The 15,072-nt window shown below is 71.6% G+C and carries 13 protein-coding genes; 4 read left to right on the top strand and 9 right to left on the bottom strand.

Annotated features, from left to right (window positions below; all coding sequences use genetic code 11):
- Positions 1-425 precede the first annotated feature (425 nt).
- Positions 426-1,082 carry a bifunctional DNA primase/polymerase gene (locus tag ABZ464_RS19330; RefSeq protein ID WP_359278394.1) on the top strand — a complete coding sequence of 219 codons (657 nt, stop codon included), beginning with the start codon at positions 426-428 and terminating at the stop codon, positions 1,080-1,082.
- A 123-nt stretch (positions 1,083-1,205) separates the two neighbouring features.
- Here ABZ464_RS19330 and ftsY read toward each other — a convergent pair whose 3' ends face one another.
- On the bottom strand, positions 1,206-2,411 hold the full coding sequence (gene ftsY, locus ABZ464_RS19335; RefSeq protein ID WP_359278397.1) for a signal recognition particle-docking protein FtsY: 1,206 nt from the start codon (positions 2,409-2,411) through the stop codon (positions 1,206-1,208).
- Between the two features lie 131 nt (positions 2,412-2,542).
- Here ftsY and ABZ464_RS19340 point away from each other — a divergent pair, with 131 nt between their 5' ends.
- Complete coding sequence (locus ABZ464_RS19340; RefSeq protein WP_359278400.1) at positions 2,543-3,514, top strand: LLM class flavin-dependent oxidoreductase; 972 nt, start codon at positions 2,543-2,545, stop codon at positions 3,512-3,514.
- Between the two features lie 976 nt (positions 3,515-4,490).
- Here the strand turns inward: ABZ464_RS19340 and ABZ464_RS19345 are convergent.
- The 4 genes from ABZ464_RS19345 to ABZ464_RS19360 form a co-directional block, all read right to left on the bottom strand.
- Positions 4,491-5,909: a sugar porter family MFS transporter gene (locus ABZ464_RS19345; protein WP_359278403.1), complete on the bottom strand. Its 1,419-nt coding sequence runs from the start codon at positions 5,907-5,909 to the stop codon at positions 4,491-4,493.
- A gap of 72 nt (positions 5,910-5,981) precedes the next feature.
- Complete coding sequence (gene smc / locus ABZ464_RS19350) at positions 5,982-9,587, bottom strand: chromosome segregation protein SMC (protein WP_359278406.1); 3,606 nt, start codon at positions 9,585-9,587, stop codon at positions 5,982-5,984.
- 261 nt (positions 9,588-9,848) lie between these two features.
- A complete protein-coding gene (locus ABZ464_RS19355; RefSeq protein WP_030793895.1) occupies positions 9,849-10,052 on the bottom strand; it encodes a hypothetical protein in 204 nt (67 codons plus the stop codon).
- 378 nt (positions 10,053-10,430) lie between these two features.
- Positions 10,431-10,712 (bottom strand): acylphosphatase, encoded by a 282-nt coding sequence (locus tag ABZ464_RS19360; RefSeq protein WP_133915839.1) that lies wholly within the window; start codon positions 10,710-10,712, stop codon positions 10,431-10,433.
- Positions 10,713-10,879: 167 nt separating this feature from the next.
- Here ABZ464_RS19360 and ABZ464_RS19365 point away from each other — a divergent pair, with 167 nt between their 5' ends.
- Positions 10,880-12,007, top strand: a complete 1,128-nt coding sequence (locus tag ABZ464_RS19365; RefSeq protein WP_359278410.1) for a CAP domain-containing protein — start codon at positions 10,880-10,882, stop codon at positions 12,005-12,007.
- Between the two features lie 24 nt (positions 12,008-12,031).
- Here ABZ464_RS19365 and ABZ464_RS19370 read toward each other — a convergent pair whose 3' ends face one another.
- Entirely contained in the window at positions 12,032-12,619 is a 588-nt protein-coding gene (locus ABZ464_RS19370) for a flavodoxin family protein (protein ID WP_359278413.1), read from the bottom strand.
- Between the two features lie 114 nt (positions 12,620-12,733).
- Here ABZ464_RS19370 and ABZ464_RS19375 point away from each other — a divergent pair, with 114 nt between their 5' ends.
- Positions 12,734-13,135, top strand: coding sequence for a helix-turn-helix domain-containing protein (locus ABZ464_RS19375; protein WP_359278415.1), 402 nt, complete (start codon positions 12,734-12,736; stop codon positions 13,133-13,135).
- Here the strand turns inward: ABZ464_RS19375 and mutM are convergent.
- The 3 genes from mutM to rpmF form a co-directional block, all read right to left on the bottom strand.
- On the bottom strand, positions 13,108-13,968 hold the full coding sequence (gene mutM, locus ABZ464_RS19380; protein ID WP_359278418.1) for a bifunctional DNA-formamidopyrimidine glycosylase/DNA-(apurinic or apyrimidinic site) lyase: 861 nt from the start codon (positions 13,966-13,968) through the stop codon (positions 13,108-13,110). The two genes, ABZ464_RS19375 and mutM, sit on opposite strands and share 28 nt — an antisense overlap.
- Positions 13,969-14,039: 71 nt before the next feature.
- Complete coding sequence (gene rnc / locus ABZ464_RS19385; RefSeq protein WP_359278421.1) at positions 14,040-14,891, bottom strand: ribonuclease III; 852 nt, start codon at positions 14,889-14,891, stop codon at positions 14,040-14,042.
- A gap of 7 nt (positions 14,892-14,898) precedes the next feature.
- Positions 14,899-15,072 (bottom strand): 50S ribosomal protein L32, encoded by a 174-nt coding sequence (rpmF, locus tag ABZ464_RS19390; protein WP_003951102.1) that lies wholly within the window; start codon positions 15,070-15,072, stop codon positions 14,899-14,901.

A 15,072-nucleotide genomic window follows, 5' to 3' on the forward strand; every position in this document is an offset into this window, starting at 1 on the left:
CCACTTGTCACTGAGTGCGCCAAGCCTTATCAGAATGCCGATAAATACGGCCCCTCGTCCGGTAGTTGTCACCCTTCGAACGGAAAGTCGACTTGCCTCCGGCATACCCACAAACGCATGTGCCTCCAGGACCCGCACACTCAAAGTAATCCTACGATCACGGACCCGGCCACGAGGATCCCGGAAACGCCACCATTCGCCACCCCTTCGAATGAACTACCGATGGCCCGTAAGCGATTCACTTGACACAGGACGGGTGGGGATGAGCGGAGGGAAGCACTCAGGGGCGCGTGTCGCCGACCACACCACCCGGCGCGCTTCCGGACGCCGCCTGGGACGGGCGGCCGACGGGCAGCGAAAGCACGCAGAGTTACGACATGCGACCGTTACGTAACCACCGGCGCGTCACACCCGTTGGAGGGGGCATGGGCTTCACGATCGGCGGCATTCGCGAGATCCGCTCCGGCGCGCGCAGGCGCGGTCGCTCGTCCGAGTGCACCGCCGTCGCCGAGTTCACGGGGCTGTGGGGCTGGGACGTCGTACCGGGCGCCCGGGCCGCGGGCGGCGTCTGCTCCTGCGGCCGCTCCGGCTGCCGCGCACCCGGCGCCCACCCCCTGGAGTTCGCGGCACGGGTGCCCGCCGGCGCCACCCTCGACGATGTGACGCGGGCCTGGGCGGAGTTCCCGGGCGCCGCGGTGATGCTGCCGGCCGGGCGCGCGTTCGACGTGATCGAGCTGGCCGAACCCGCCGGGCGGCGCGCCCTGGTCCGCCTCGAGCGCATGGGCCTGCCCCTCGGTCCGGTCACCGCCACCCCCGAGGGCCGCACCCAGTTCTTCGTCGCCCCCGGCGCCGCCGCCGAGCTGAGCGGCCTCCTCTACCGCATGGGCTGGGACGATCCGGCCGCCCTCGACCTGCGCGGTCTCGGCCCCGGTACGTATGTCACGGCCCCGCCCTCCGACCGCGGCGGCCTCGGCCCGGTGCACTGGCTGCGCCCGCCGGCCCTGGACTCGGCGACCCGGCCCCCGGAGGCCCGGCTGCTCCTCGGGACCCTGGCGTACGTGGCGCACCGCTCCCGCGCATAGCCCGTACGGGACGTAGGACGTACACAGCGAAGCGCCCGCTCCCACTGCACCTGGGGGCGGGCGCCTCTCGCCGATCCCGCATCCGGGATCACGGGGCTTACGGGGCTCCCCGCTAAGAGCGGGTCATTCTCCGATGAGGGCGTCAACGAACGCCTCCGGCTCGAACGGCGCCAGGTCGTCCGCGCCCTCGCCGAGGCCGATGAGCTTGACGGGGACGCCCAGCTCGCGCTGGACGGCGACGACGATGCCGCCCTTGGCGGTGCCGTCGAGCTTGGTCAGCACGATGCCGGTGATGTCGACGACCTCGGCGAAGACCCGCGCCTGGACCAGGCCGTTCTGCCCGGTGGTGGCGTCGAGGACGAGCAGCACCTCGTCCAGCGGGGCGTGCTTCTCGACGACCCGCTTGACCTTGCCGAGCTCGTCCATGAGCCCGGTCTTGGTGTGCAGCCGGCCCGCGGTGTCGATGAGGACGACGTCCACCCCCATCTCCTTGCCCTCCTTCACCGCGTCGAAGGCGACGGAGGCGGGGTCGCCGGCCTCGGGCCCGCGCACGGTGTGGGCGCCGACCCGCTCGCCCCAGGTCTGGAGCTGGTCGGCGGCGGCGGCGCGGAAGGTGTCGGCGGCGCCGAGGACGACCGTACGGCCGTCGGCGACCAGCACCCGGGCGAGCTTGCCGGTGGTGGTGGTCTTGCCGGTGCCGTTGACCCCGACGACCATCACGATGCCGGGCTTGCGGTCCTCGGGCTCGGTCTTCACCGTGCGGTCGACGTCGGTACCGACCAGCTTGAGCAGCTCCTCGCGCAGCAGACCGCGCAGCTCCACGGGGGTCCGGGTGCCGAGCACCTTCACCCGTTCGCGCAGCCGGTCCACCAGCTCCTGGGTGGGCAGGACGCCGACATCGGCGGTGAGCAGGGTGTCCTCGACCTCCTCCCAGGTGTCGTCGTCGAGGTGCTCGCGCGAGAGCAGCGTGAGCAGCCCCTTGCCGAGCGCGTTCTGGGAGCGGGAGAGACGGGCGCGCAGGCGTACGAGACGCCCCGCGGTGGGCTCCGGGATCTCGATCTCCGGGGCCTCGACAACGGGCGGTTCCTCGACCGCGACCCCGGTCGGGCCGCCGTCGGGAAGATCCACCTCCTCGATCGTGCGGCGCGGTTCGTCGCGCGGCGTCTCGGCCTCGTCGCCGACGTGCGGCTCGGCCGGAGGCGCGGTGATGTCGGGCGCTGCGGGGGGCGGCGGGGGCAGCGGCTTCTTGCGCCGGCTGCCGACGACGAGCCCGCCGAGCACCGCGAGCACGACCACGGCGATGACTACAGCAAGGATGACGGTTTCCATAACCCGTCCAGTATCCATCCCGCCCCGGTCCGGGGCCCGGCTCCCCGGGGCGGTGTCTCCGTACTCCGTACCCCTGGTTACCTGACGGCTCGTCAGCTACGGTCCCCCCACATCCGCCGAAGGGGGTCGCCATGCCCGTCACCGTCGTCCGCTTCAACCTCGTCGCGCCCGGGGCCTCCCCCGCCGAGCTGGGCGCCCGGTACCGGGCCGCGCTGGAGATGGCCGCGTACGCCGACGAGCACGGGGTGACGACCGTGCAGACGGAGGAGCACCACGGCGTCGAGAACAACTGGCTGCCGTCGCCGTTCGTCTTCGCCGGGGCGGTGCTGGGGGCGACCCGGCGGCTGGCGGTCACGGTGTCGGCGGTGATCGGCCCGCTGCACGACCCGCTGCGGCTGGCCGAGGACATCGCGGTCCTGGATCTGCTGAGCGGCGGCCGGCTGCTCACGGTCGCGGGGATCGGCTACCGGCCCGAGGAGTACGCGCGGGCGGGCGTCGACTGGAAGCGGCGCGGCCGGCTCCAGGACGAGCTGCTGGAGACCGTACTGAAGGCGTGGACCGGGGAGGAGTTCGAGTACCGGGGCCGTACGGTACGGGTCACCCCGCGCCCGGGGTCCGATCCGCACCCCCTGCTGCTGGTCGGCGGCTCCTCGAAGGCCGCCGCCCGCCGGGCCGCCCGGCTCGGCCTGCCGTTCTTCCCGAGCGCGCATCTGCCGGAGCTGGAGACGTACTACAAGGAGCGGCTCGTGGAGTACGGGACGCAGGGCTGGACGATGATGCCGGGCGCCGAGACTCCGCTGCTCCACCTCGCCGAGGACCCGGACCGGGCCTGGGCCGAGTACGGCGGCCACTTCCTCCACGAGGCCCGGACCTACGCCTCCTGGCAGTCCGGCGAGATCCACTCGGCGGTGCGTTCGGGCGCGACGACGGTCGAGGAGCTGCGCGCGGAGGGCGTCTACCGGATCCTCACCCCGGAGGAATGCGTGACCCAGGGCCTCGACCACCTGGTCCTGCACCCACTGGCGGGCGGAATGCCCCTGGAGGAGGGCTGGCGCAGCCTGCGACTGCTCACGGAGCGCGTACTTCCGGCACTGGAGACCTGACAGGCTCCCGGCGAGCAGCGCCGGGGGGCGGCCGGCCTGCGGTGACCCGGGCCGGACAGCTGGCTGGCCGCGGGTGAGCAGTGCCGGAGGGGCGGCTGGCCCGCGGTGACCGACACCGGACGCCTGACTGACCTGCGGTGACCCGCGCCGGACTGCGGCTGGCCTGGGGGGAGCAGTACCGGAGGGGCGGCTGACCTGCAGCGACGCGCGCGGACGGCCGACTGGCCCGCACTGGCCGGCACCGGACGGCTGGCTGACCTGCGGTGAGCAGTGCCGGCAGGGCCGACCAGCCCGCGGTGATCGTGACCGACACCGGATGGCCGACTGGCCTGGGGTGACCTGCGCCAGACTGTCGGCTGGCCTGGGGGGGAGCAGTACCGGAGGGGCGGCTGGCCTGCAGTGACGCGCGCGGGACGGCTGGCTGACCTGCGGTGAGCAGTGCCGGACGGGCCGACCAGCTCGCGGTGACCGTGACCGACACCGGATGACCGACTGGCCTGGGGTGACTCGCGCCAGACTGTCGGCTGGCCTGGGGGGAGCAGTGCCGGACGGGCCGACCAGCCCGCAGTGGCCGGCACCGGACGGCCGGCTGGCCCGCAGTGGCCGGCACCGAACCGTCGGCTGGCCCGCAGTCGCCGACACCGGACCGTCGGCTGGCCTGGGGTGAGAGTGCCGGACTGCCGACTGACCTGCGGCGACCCGGGTGCCGGACAGCCAGCTGGCCTGCGGAGAGCAGTGCCGAAGGGGCCGACCTGCCCACGGTGACTACGCCGGACGGCTGACCGGCCCGCATGCCCCCTGCGCCCCGACCGGCTCGCGCGACCACCGCGCCCCGACCGGCACACGCGCCCCCGGCACCCCCGGCCCCCTCGCAGCGCGCCGCCGCCCCCGGTCCGGGGTGACGGGGCGGGGGCGGCGGGCGGAGGCGGGGAAAAGGGCGGCGGGGTGTGGGCCCTTCTCCCCGGGCTCGTGGGCGTCAGCCCATCTCCTCCAAGGCCTTGCCCTTCGTCTCCTTGACGTACTTGAGGACGAAGGGGACGGAGAGGGCGGCGAAGGCTGTGTAGATGACGTAGGTGACGGAGAGGTTCCAGTCGGCCAGGGACGGGAAGCTCGCGGTGATGGCCCAGTTCGCGATCCACTGCGCGGAGGCGGCCACGCCCAGCGCGGCGGCGCGGATCCGGTTGGGGAACATCTCGCCGAGCATGACCGAGACGACCACGCCCCAGGACAGCGCGAAGAAGAGGACGAAGACATGGGCGGCGACCAGGGCGGTCCAGCCCTGTGCGGCCGGCAGCCTGCCGTCGACGAGGTCGTAGGAGAAGGCCCAGGCCTCCAGGGCGAGGCCGATCACCATGCCGACCGAGCCGATGACGGCGAGCGGGCGACGGCCGATGCGGTCCACCAGGAGCATCGCGACGACGGTGCCGACGATGTTGATGAGCGAGGTGGTGAAGGAGTAGAAGAACGACTCCGCCGGATCGACGCCGACCGACTGCCACAGCGTCGAGGAGTAGTAGAACGCGACGTTGATGCCGACGAACTGCTGGAAGACGGACAGGTCGATGCCGATCCAGACGATCGGCTTGAAGAAGAAGCCGCCGCCGAGCAGGTCCCGGAAGGTGGACCGGTGCTCGCTGTTCATGGCGTGCTCGATCTCGGCGACCCGGGCGTCGAGATCACCGCTCCGGCCCTCGACCTCGGCGAGGATCTCCCGGGCCCGCTCCCGCCTGCCCACGGAGATCAGGAAGCGCGGGGACTCGGGGATGGCGAAGGAGAGCAGGCCGTAGAGGACGGCCGGGACGACCATCACGCCGAGCATGACCTGCCAGGCCTCCAGGCCCATCAGCCGCCCGCGCTGGTCGCCGCCCGCCGCGTTCAGCAGACCCCAGTTGACCAGCTGCGAGACGGCGATGCCGATCACGATCGCGGCCTGCTGGAAGGAGCCGAGCCGGCCGCGGTAGGCGGGCGGGGCGACCTCGGCTATATAGGCGGGGCCGATGACGGAGGCCATGCCGATGGCGAAGCCGCCGACGACCCGCCACAGGGCGAAGTCCCAGAGGGAGAAGGGCAGCGCCGAGCCGACCGCGCTGACGGTGAACAGCGCGGCGGCGATCTGCATGACCCGGATCCGGCCGATGCGGTCGGCGATCCGGCCGGCGGTGGCGGCGCCGATGGCGCAGCCGATCAGGGCGATCGCGATGACCTGGGCGAGGGCGGCGGAGCCGATGTCGTAGCGGTCCCGGATGGCCTCGACGGCGCCGTTGATCACGGAGCTGTCGTAGCCGAAGAGGAATCCGCCCATCGCCGCTGCCGCCGCGATGAAGATGACGTGCCCGAGATGGTCGGGAGGAGCCGTCGCGGCTCCTGACTTCTGTGCCTGCGCTGTACTCGTCACGTTCGTGAGAAAACAGGCACGGATAAGGAGAGCGTGTTCAAAGGTTGAAGATGTGAAAGCGGGGTAGCCGGGCTAGCGCAGCCGTTGGCTGATCACCTTCGACACCCCGTCGCCCTGCATGGACACGCCGTACAGCGCGTCGGCGACCTCCATGGTGCGCTTCTGGTGGGTGATCACGATCAGCTGCGAGGACTCCTGCAGCTCCTGCATGATGCGGATCAGCCGCTGCAGGTTGGTGTCGTCGAGGGCGGCCTCGACCTCGTCCATGACGTAGAACGGGCTGGGCCGGGCCTTGAAGATCGACACCAGCATGGCGACGGCCGTCAGCGACCGCTCACCGCCGGAGAGCAGGCTGAGCCGCTTCACCTTCTTGCCCGGCGGCCGGGCCTCCACATCGACGCCCGTGGTCAGCATGTTGTCGGGATCGGTCAGGATCAGCCGCCCCTCCCCGCCCGGGAAGAGCCGGCCGAAGACACCCTCGAACTCCCGTGCCGTGTCCCGGAACGCCTCGGTGAAGACCTGCTCGACCCGCTCGTCGACCTCCTTCACCACCTGAAGCAGATCGGCACGGGTCTTCTTCAGGTCCTCCAGCTGCTCACTGAGGAACTTGTGGCGCTCCTCCAGCGCGGCGAACTCCTCCAGCGCCAGCGGGTTGACCTTGCCGAGCTGCTGGTACGCCCGCTCGGCCGCCTTGAGCCGCTTCTCCTGCTCGGCCCGGCGGAACGCCACCGGCTGGTTGCGGGGGTGCTCCGGATCCTCGGGCAGCACCTCGCCCTCGGCGGGCGGGGACGGCGGTACGAGCTGATGGGGCCCGTACTCGGAGACGAGGCCCTCGGGCTCCACGCCCAGCTCCTCCAGCGCCTTGGTCTCCAACTGCTCGATCCGCATCCGCTTCTCGGCGCCGAGCACCTCACCGCGGTGGACCGAGTCCGTCAGCTTGTCCAGCTCGGCCTTGAGATCGCGCCCGGCGGTGCGGGCGGCGGCCAGCTCCTGCTCGCGGCGCGCCTTGGCGGCCTCGGCGGCGGTGCGCTCCGCGTCGGCCCGGCCGAGGGACACCTCTACATGCGCGAGCAGCTGGCGGGTGGCCGAGGCGACGGCCTCGGCGACGGCGGCCTCGTGGCGCAGCCGGGCCCGCCGCTGTTCGGCACGCGCGCGTGCCTCGCGTTCCGCGCGGGCCGCCCGGTCCAGGGAGTCGGCCCGCCCGGCCAGTCCCTTGACCCGCTCCTCGTGGGTACGGACCTGGAGCCGCGCCTCCATCTCGGTCTGGCGGGCGTTGGCCCCGTCGGCGGCGAGGCGGTCGCGCACGGCGGTGTCGGGCTCCTCCTCGACGGGCATCTCCTCGGCCACGGCCAGCCGTTCGGCGAGGACCTCGGCCTCCTCCAGCGCGCGGTCGAGCGCGTCCTGCGCGCGGGCGGCCGCCGCCGTGGACCGCTCGGCCTCGCCCGCCGCGCCCCGCGCCTGCCCGGCCAGCCGGCCGAGTTGCTGCGCCACGGCCGACTTCTCCCGGTCGGCGGCCCGGCGCCGCTCCCCCAGCTCCTCGACGAGGGCGGCGCACTCCTTGCGCCGGGTGCCGGCCGCTTGCTGGGCCTCGGTGAGGTCGGCGCAGCGTACGGCCAGCTCCTCCAGCTGTGCGGCTGCCTCGTCCACGGAGGCCTGTACCTCCAGGAGGCTGGGGGCGCCGGCGGAACCGCCGTGGGCGAAGTGGGCACCCAGCAGGTCGCCTTCGGCGGTGACCGCGGTGAGGTGGGGGTGCGTGTAGACGAGGTCTTCGGCGTCTTCGAGGGTGTCCACCACGACGATGTCGTGGAGGAGGCGGCGTACGGCGGGGAGGAGGTCGGAGGGGGCGCGGACGAGGTCTGCGGCGAGGGACCGGCGGTCGCCTGCGGGTGCGTCTTGGCTGGTCGCGCCCCGCGGCGGAGCCGCAGATTGATTCAGCCCCGCGCCCCTTTGGGGCGCGTCACCGCCCGCCAGCAACAGAGCCGCCCTGCCCCCGTCCTGCTTGCGCAGCAACCGGATCGCGTCGGCCGCGGCCGACGGAGACGCCACGGCCAGAGCGTCCGCCGCCGCCCCGAACGCCGCCGCCAAGGCCACTTCATGTCCCGGCGTCACCGTCAGCAGCTCGGCGGCCGGGCCCAGCAGGCCGGTGAGGCGGTCCTTCGCGCCGAGCAGGGCGCCCGTGCCGTCCTTCCGTCTCAGGCCCAGGGCCAGCGCCTCGTGGCGGGCCTTGGTCGCCGCGCGTTCGCGTTCCGCCGTGGTGGCCGCCTCGCGGGCCGCGGTGAGGGCGGCCTCGGCCTCGGTGAGCCACTGTTTCGCCGCGTCGTGCCGGGCGGCGAGTTCCGCGTCGCCCGCGTCGAGGCCGTCGACCTCGGCCTGGAGGGTCTCGTACTCCTCCTGCGCCGCGAAGGCCCGCTCCTGGGCCTCGTCCCTCGCCGATGCGAGGCGGTCGATCTCGGCCTGGGCGGAGGCGGCGCGGGAACGGGCGGCGTTGACCTGGCCGTTCAGCCGGGCGAGGCCCTCGCGGCGGTCGGCGATGGCGCGGGCGACGTCCTTCAGCCGGCGTTCCTCGACGGCGAGCTCGCGTTCCAGGTCGGCGCGGTGGGCGACGGTGTCGTCGAGGGCGTGCTGGGCCGCTTCGAGGGCGGCCTCCAGCTCGGCCTCCTGTTCCCGGACCCGGGCGGCCTCGCGCTCCATGTCCTCGGGGTCACGGCCGCGCCGCTCCTCGGGGGGCGCGGAGGTGGCGCTCTTCACGCGCGCGTCGGCGAGGGAGACGGTGCCGCGGACGCGTTCGCTGAGCTGGGAGAGCTCGTACCAGGTCTGCTGGGCGCGCTGGAGGCGCGGGGAGAGCCGGCGGACCTCGTCCTCCAGGAGCGCCTCGCGCTGGAGGGCCTTGCGCAGTTCCTGCTCGGCGGTCTCCTTGCGTTCCTTGAGCGCGGCCTCGTCGGCCACCTCGGCCCGGAGCGCGTCCCGCATCCGTACGAGATCGTCGGCGAGGAGGCGGAGCCGGGCGTCCCGCAGGTCGGCCTGGATGACGGCCGCCCGTCGGGCCACCGCCGCCTGGCGGCCCAGGGGCTTGAGCTGGCGGCGCAGTTCGTCGGTGAGGTCCTGCACGCGCGCGAGGTTGGCCTGCATCGCGTCGAGTTTGCGGAGCGCCTTCTCCTTGCGCTTGCGGTGCTTGAGGACGCCCGCCGCCTCCTCGATGAAGGCGCGGCGGCCCATCGGGTCGGCGTGCAGGACGGAGTCGAGCTGGCCCTGGCCGACGATGACGTGCATCTCGCGGCCGATGCCGGAGTCGGAGAGGAGGTCCTGGATGTCGAGCAGCCGGCAGGTGTCGCCGTTGATCTGGTACTCGCTGCCGCCGTTGCGGAACATGATCCGCGTGATGGTGACCTCGGCGTACTCGATGGGCAGGGCCCCGTCGGAGTTGTCGATGGTCAGGGACACCTCGGCGCGGCCCAGCGGGGGGCGCCCGGTGGTGCCGGCGAAGATGACGTCCTCCATCTTGCCGCCGCGCAGCGACTTGGCACCCTGTTCGCCCATCACCCAGCTGAGGGCGTCGACGACGTTGGACTTGCCCGAGCCGTTGGGCCCGACGACGCACGTGATCCCGGGTTCGAACCGGAGCGTGGTCGCCGAGGCGAACGACTTGAACCCTCGGAGGGTCAGGGCCTTGAGGTGCACGGCGCTGGACTCTACCTTCCGGGGGTGTCTCACTCCATGAACGCCCGGCAACCCCGCGGTTTCACCCATGAACGCGCAGGGCACACCACACGTTAAGAAGACTGAGGGGGCGGGGCGCTGGACGTACGGGCACGGAAAGCGCGGGGGAAAGAAAGAAGGGACGCCGAGGCGTCCCTTGCAACTTCTGACAACTTAGCGGTCCGACGCAGTTGAAACAGGTCGCCCAACCACTGCGTGTGCTGTCGTGGAGCGGTGCAGCGATCAGGTGAGCGCAGGCTCCGCCTGGTGTGCGTCGATGCTCTCCATGAACCTGTCGTGAGAAGCGGCAGCCGTGAGCGCGTCGTTCTCGGCCTGGATTCGTCCGAGTTCGGATTCCAGGTCCTGGACGCGCTGCTGGAGCCGTCGCATCTCGGCGAGGAGTCGCGGGTCGGAGCCGCCGACGTAACCGAGAAGCGCCTTTGCCATGATGGATGGTCCTCCACACTGAGTGACCGACCGAAGCGGTGTGGGTCGTGAGGGATTCGCACCCGCGGTCTTGGCTAGATCTTGTTCGTGCTGCCGTTCATCCATGCCAAACAGCTAGGTGCGCGGGGTGCTTTCAGCGTCTCACCAAAAAGTTTGACGGTCAACACGATCACGCCCCGTATTGGCGGGCAACCCACCGGCGCGCGGCCGAAACGGCGGCGCTGCGACGGACGCGGGGCCCTCGAGGCGTGGCGATCATCCTTGCGTGCGGAGCATCCCATCGCAAGCGATTCTTGGCAACCACCTGCTCCTTTCCGCCGTGGGCACATGCCGGTGGCACGTCCCTCCACTTCCCGGCGGCTCCCCGGCGCGGGACGGTCAGCGGATCGCGAAGCCGTCGTAGCCGCCGCGCGGTGTGTCCCATATCTCGGTGACTCCGTCCACGCGCCCGGGCGTGTCGTCACCCATGAGCCAGTCCAGCAGGCCCTCACAGCCTTCTTTGGCCCCCTCGGCGACCACCTGGACCCGACCGTCGGCCAAATTGAGAGCAAAACCACTCAGCCCGCCGATCTCCAGCGCCTTGGCCCGCGTGAACCAACGGAATCCCACGCCCTGGACGTGTCCACGCACCCAGGCGACCAGTCGCACATCCTCGCTCATGGGTGCAACCTAACCGGGCAATGTCCCTCGGGGCACTTCCTCCCCGGGCGCCATGCGGTACCGTCCCCACCCAATGATTCTCATATGAAACTCACTCGATCGGGTGAGATGGGTTACGCCCAAGATCGTATGAGACGGGTTGACCGATGGACGAGGAAGGCAAGGACATGGGACGCCACCGACGCTCCGCCGCCGGCCGCGCCGCCACGGGCCGCGCCACGGGGGTCACGGAGACGCACGGCTCGTACACGGACGGCCATGACCCGCAGTACTCGTACGCGGACGGCCCGGACACGCTCGGCATCGCGCCGTACCTGAACCCCCAGGCGTACGCCGACACCGTCGCGAGAAGCCAGGAGTACCTGTACGCGACGGAGGAGGGGTACGGCGTCACCTTCACGTCCGAGGGCTTCACGCCCGACGGCGGGCGGGGCGGGGCCGGCCGTCGCCGCCGTAGGAAGAAGGCCGCGACCCCGGTCAAGGCGGGGCTGCTCGGCGTCTCCGCGGCGGTCGCCCTCGGCACGGTCGCGGTGGCCACGGGCGTGGTGCCCGGCCTGGAGAGCTACCGGCTCGGCGGCGGCACCGGTTCCGGCGACAACGTGCAGGCCGCCGACGCCCCGAGCAACTCCACCACCGAGCAGGGCGGCACCTCCGGCTCCGCCGAGACCGGCCGCGCCGGTACGTCGACGAGCCGTGACGTGGGCCGCTCCGGATCGACGTCGACCTCGCCCAGCGCGTCGGCCTCCGAGTCGTCCACCTCGGCCTCCGAGTCCGCCTCCGCCTCCGCCTCGCCGAGCAAGACGGCCGAGAAGAAGCCCGAGGTCACCCCCTCGGAGGAGCCGGAGACCGCCGCCTCGAAGTCGAAGACGGCCACCAAGGCACCCCAGAAGTCCGAGTCCCCCGTGACGGTCTCGGCCGAGGCGCAGGCCGCGGCCGAGGTGCTCGCGCTCGTGAACGAGGAGCGGGCCAAGGTCGGCTGCAGCGCCCTCTCCGCGAACAGCGCGCTGTCGGAGCTGGCCGAGAAGTTCAGCGACGACATGGCCGCGCGGGGCTTCTTCGACCACACCGACCCCGACGGGAAGACCCCGTGGGACCGGGCCGAGAAGGCCGGCATATCCAGCCTCGGCGGCGAGAACATAGCCCGCGGCCAGGCGGACGCGGCCGCCGTCATGGAGGCCTGGATGAACAGCCCCGGCCACAAGGCGAACATCCTGAACTGCGACTTCAAGACGCTGGGCGTCGGCGTGCACTTCGGGTCCGGCGGGCCCTGGTGGACCCAGGACTTCGGGTACTAGCGCTTCCCGGATCCGCAGAAACGATCATGCAGCCTGGGCGCGGCCGGCCAGGAAGACCTTCGCGGTCTCGGTGACCCGTCGGCCCAGGTGCTCCGCCGTCGCCATGTCGGCCTTGTGGACGGCCTCCGCGCCCTCGTCGACGTTGGTCTGCGCGGCCGCGCCGAGGAACACGCCGAGGCGGTTGAGGTCGTGCTCGGAGGCGCTGCTGCTGTTCCAGCCGGGCAGCAGGCCGAGGTTGACCCAGTGCATGCCGAGCTGCGCGGCCAGGATCTGGAAGAACTGCAGCGTGTGCAGCTTGTCGCCGCTCTTGGACCCGGAGTTGGTGAAGCCGGCGGCGAGCTTGTCCTTCCACGCCTGGGTGGCCCAGCGCGCGGAGGTGGCCTCCGCGAAGACGTGAAAGGCGCTGGACGCGGTGCCCATGTACGTGGGCGAGCCGAACACGATCGCGTCCGAGCCGTCGAGCAGGGTCCACTGCTCCTCGGTGATCTCGTCGACCTTGATCAGATGCACCTCGGCGCCCGCCTCGACGGCACCGGCGCGGACCGCTTCGGCGAGGACGACGGTGTGGCCGTAGCCGGAGTGGTAGGCGACGGAAACCACGGGCTTGGGCATGAGCGGCATATGAACTCCTCGAACGGGCAGCTCGAAAACAGTAACCACAGGAAAGCACTAACTTTTGGTTAGTGCAACCTGTCGGTAAGCGCTGCCTTCGCGTACGCTGATGTCATGACCAGCACCCAGGAGCGCGCGGAGGACCTGGACCTCCCGTACAGCGTGTTCGCCAAGGCCTGCCCCTCGCGCGGCACACTGGAGCACGTCACGGGCCGCTGGGGCGGTCTGACGCTCGGGGCGCTGTACGAGGGATCGCTGCGCTTCAACGAACTGCGCCGCCGGATCGACGGCGTGAGCGAGAAGATGCTGTCCCAGACCCTGCACGCGCTGGAGCGCGACGGACTGGTGCATCGCGACGCCCAGCCCACCAACCCGCCGCGCGTGGACTACGAACTGACCCCGCTCGGCCGCGAGGTCGCCGAGCGGCTGCTGGCCCTCATCCACTGCGTGGAGGGCCGGATGGACGACGTACTGGCGGCCCGGGAGCGCTACGACGGGACGCGCGGCGCCTTCTGACACCTCGGGCAGAAGTAGCTGGACCGGTTCATCCACGGGCGCCGGCGCATCGGTGTGCCGCACCGCTTGCAGGGCAGTCCCTCACGCCCGTACGCGTCCAGGGAGCGGTCGAAGTAGCCCGATTCGCCGTTGACGTTGACGTACAGGCTGTCGAAGCTGGTGCCGCCGACGGCCAGGGCCGCGTTCATCACGTCCCGGACGTGTCCGAGGAGTTCCAGGGTGCGGGGCCGGGTGAAGCCGCTCGTCGGGCGGTCGTAGTGCAGACGGGAACGCCACAGGGCCTCGTCGGCGTAGATGTTGCCGACGCCGCTGATCAGCGACTGGTCGAGCAGGGCCCGCTTGATCGTGGTCCGCTTGCGGCGCAGTGCCTGGTGGAAGGCCTCGTCGTCGAACAGCGGATCGAGGGGGTCACGGGCGATGTGCCCGATGACGTCGGGCAGCCCGTCGGGGGTGGTCTCGTGCAGCGAGAGGCCGCCGAAGGTGCGCTGGTCCACGAAGCGGAGTTCGGTGGCGAGGGCGTCGGCGAAACGGACGCGGATGCGCAGGTGCTTCTCGTCGGGTGACCCCTGGGGCTGGACCAGCAGTTGGCCGCTCATCCCGAGGTGGGCGAGGATCGCCTGGCCGGTGTCCTCCAGCGGCAGCCAGAGATACTTCCCGCGGCGGCTGGGGGTGCCGATGCGATGGCCCTCGAGCCGGTGCGCGAAGTCGTCGGCGCCGGCGAGATGACGGCGTACGGCACGCGGGTGCAGCACCTCGGCGTCGGCGACGGTGCGATGGGCGACCCATCGCTCCAGACCGCGCCGGACGACCTCGACCTCGGGCAACTCGGGCATGGCGATCCCCCGGATGTGCGGCGCCCGCCCCTCGGTGGTCGAGGGACGGGCGCCGTACTGTCGTGTTCCGATCAGGCGGAGGCGGACTCGGCGTCCGCGCCGGCGTCGGCCTCGACGGCTGCCGCGGCCTGGGCCGCCTTCGCCACCTTGGCGCGCTCGTCCGCCGCGGCCCGGATGGACCGCCAGGCGGACTCGGCGGCCTGTTGCTCCGCCTCTTTCTTGCTGCGGCCGGTGCCGGTGCCGTACGAGACGCCTCCGACGCGGGCGGCAGCAGTGAAGGTCTTCTCGTGGTCGGGGCCGGTCTCCGTGACCAGGTACTCGGGCACGCCGAGCCCTTCGGTCGCGGTGAGCTCCTGGAGACTGGTCTTCCAGTCCAGGCCGGCACCGAGGTTCGAGGACTTCTCGATGAGCGGGTCGAACAGGCGGTGCACCAGTTCGGAGGCCGCGTCGAGGCCCTGATCGAGATAGACCGCGCCGATCACCGCTTCAAGGGTGTCGGCGAGAATGGACGCCTTGTCCCGGCCGCCCGTGCCCTCTTCACCCCGGCCGAGCCGGATGAAGGAGCCCAGGTCGAGGCCACGACCGACCTCCGCCAGCGCACGCGAGTTGACCACCGCGGCCCGGAGCTTGGCCAGCTGGCCCTCCGGCAGATCGGGGTGGGTGCGGTACAGCGTGTCCGTGACGACGAGGCCGAGCACGGAGTCCCCGAGGAACTCCAGCCGCTCGTTCGTCGGCAGACCGCCGTTCTCGTACGCGTAGGAACGGTGGGTCAGCGCACGCACCAGAAGGGCGGACTCGAGCTGATAGCCGAGCCGCCCTTCCAGAAGCGTGTGGGACGAGGCCGTGCTGTCCGCCTTTTTCTTGGCGGTGGAATCCGCCTTGGCGTCTTCCGCCTTCTTGGGGCTAGACACGGAGCCTCTCACCAGCCGCTCAGACCTCGAGGACCTGGCGCTTGTTGTAGGTGCCGCAAGACGGGCACGCGATGTGCTGCTGCTTGGGCTCGTGGCAGCGCTCGCACGCAACCAGGGTGGGGACCGCAGCCTTCCACTGCGACCGGCGGTGGCGCGTGTTGCTGCGCGACATCTTCCGCTTCGGAACAGCCAC

Source organism: Streptomyces sp. NPDC005820 (assembly GCF_040630255.1).
In the GTDB taxonomy this organism is placed as follows: Bacteria; Actinomycetota; Actinomycetes; order Streptomycetales; family Streptomycetaceae; genus Streptomyces.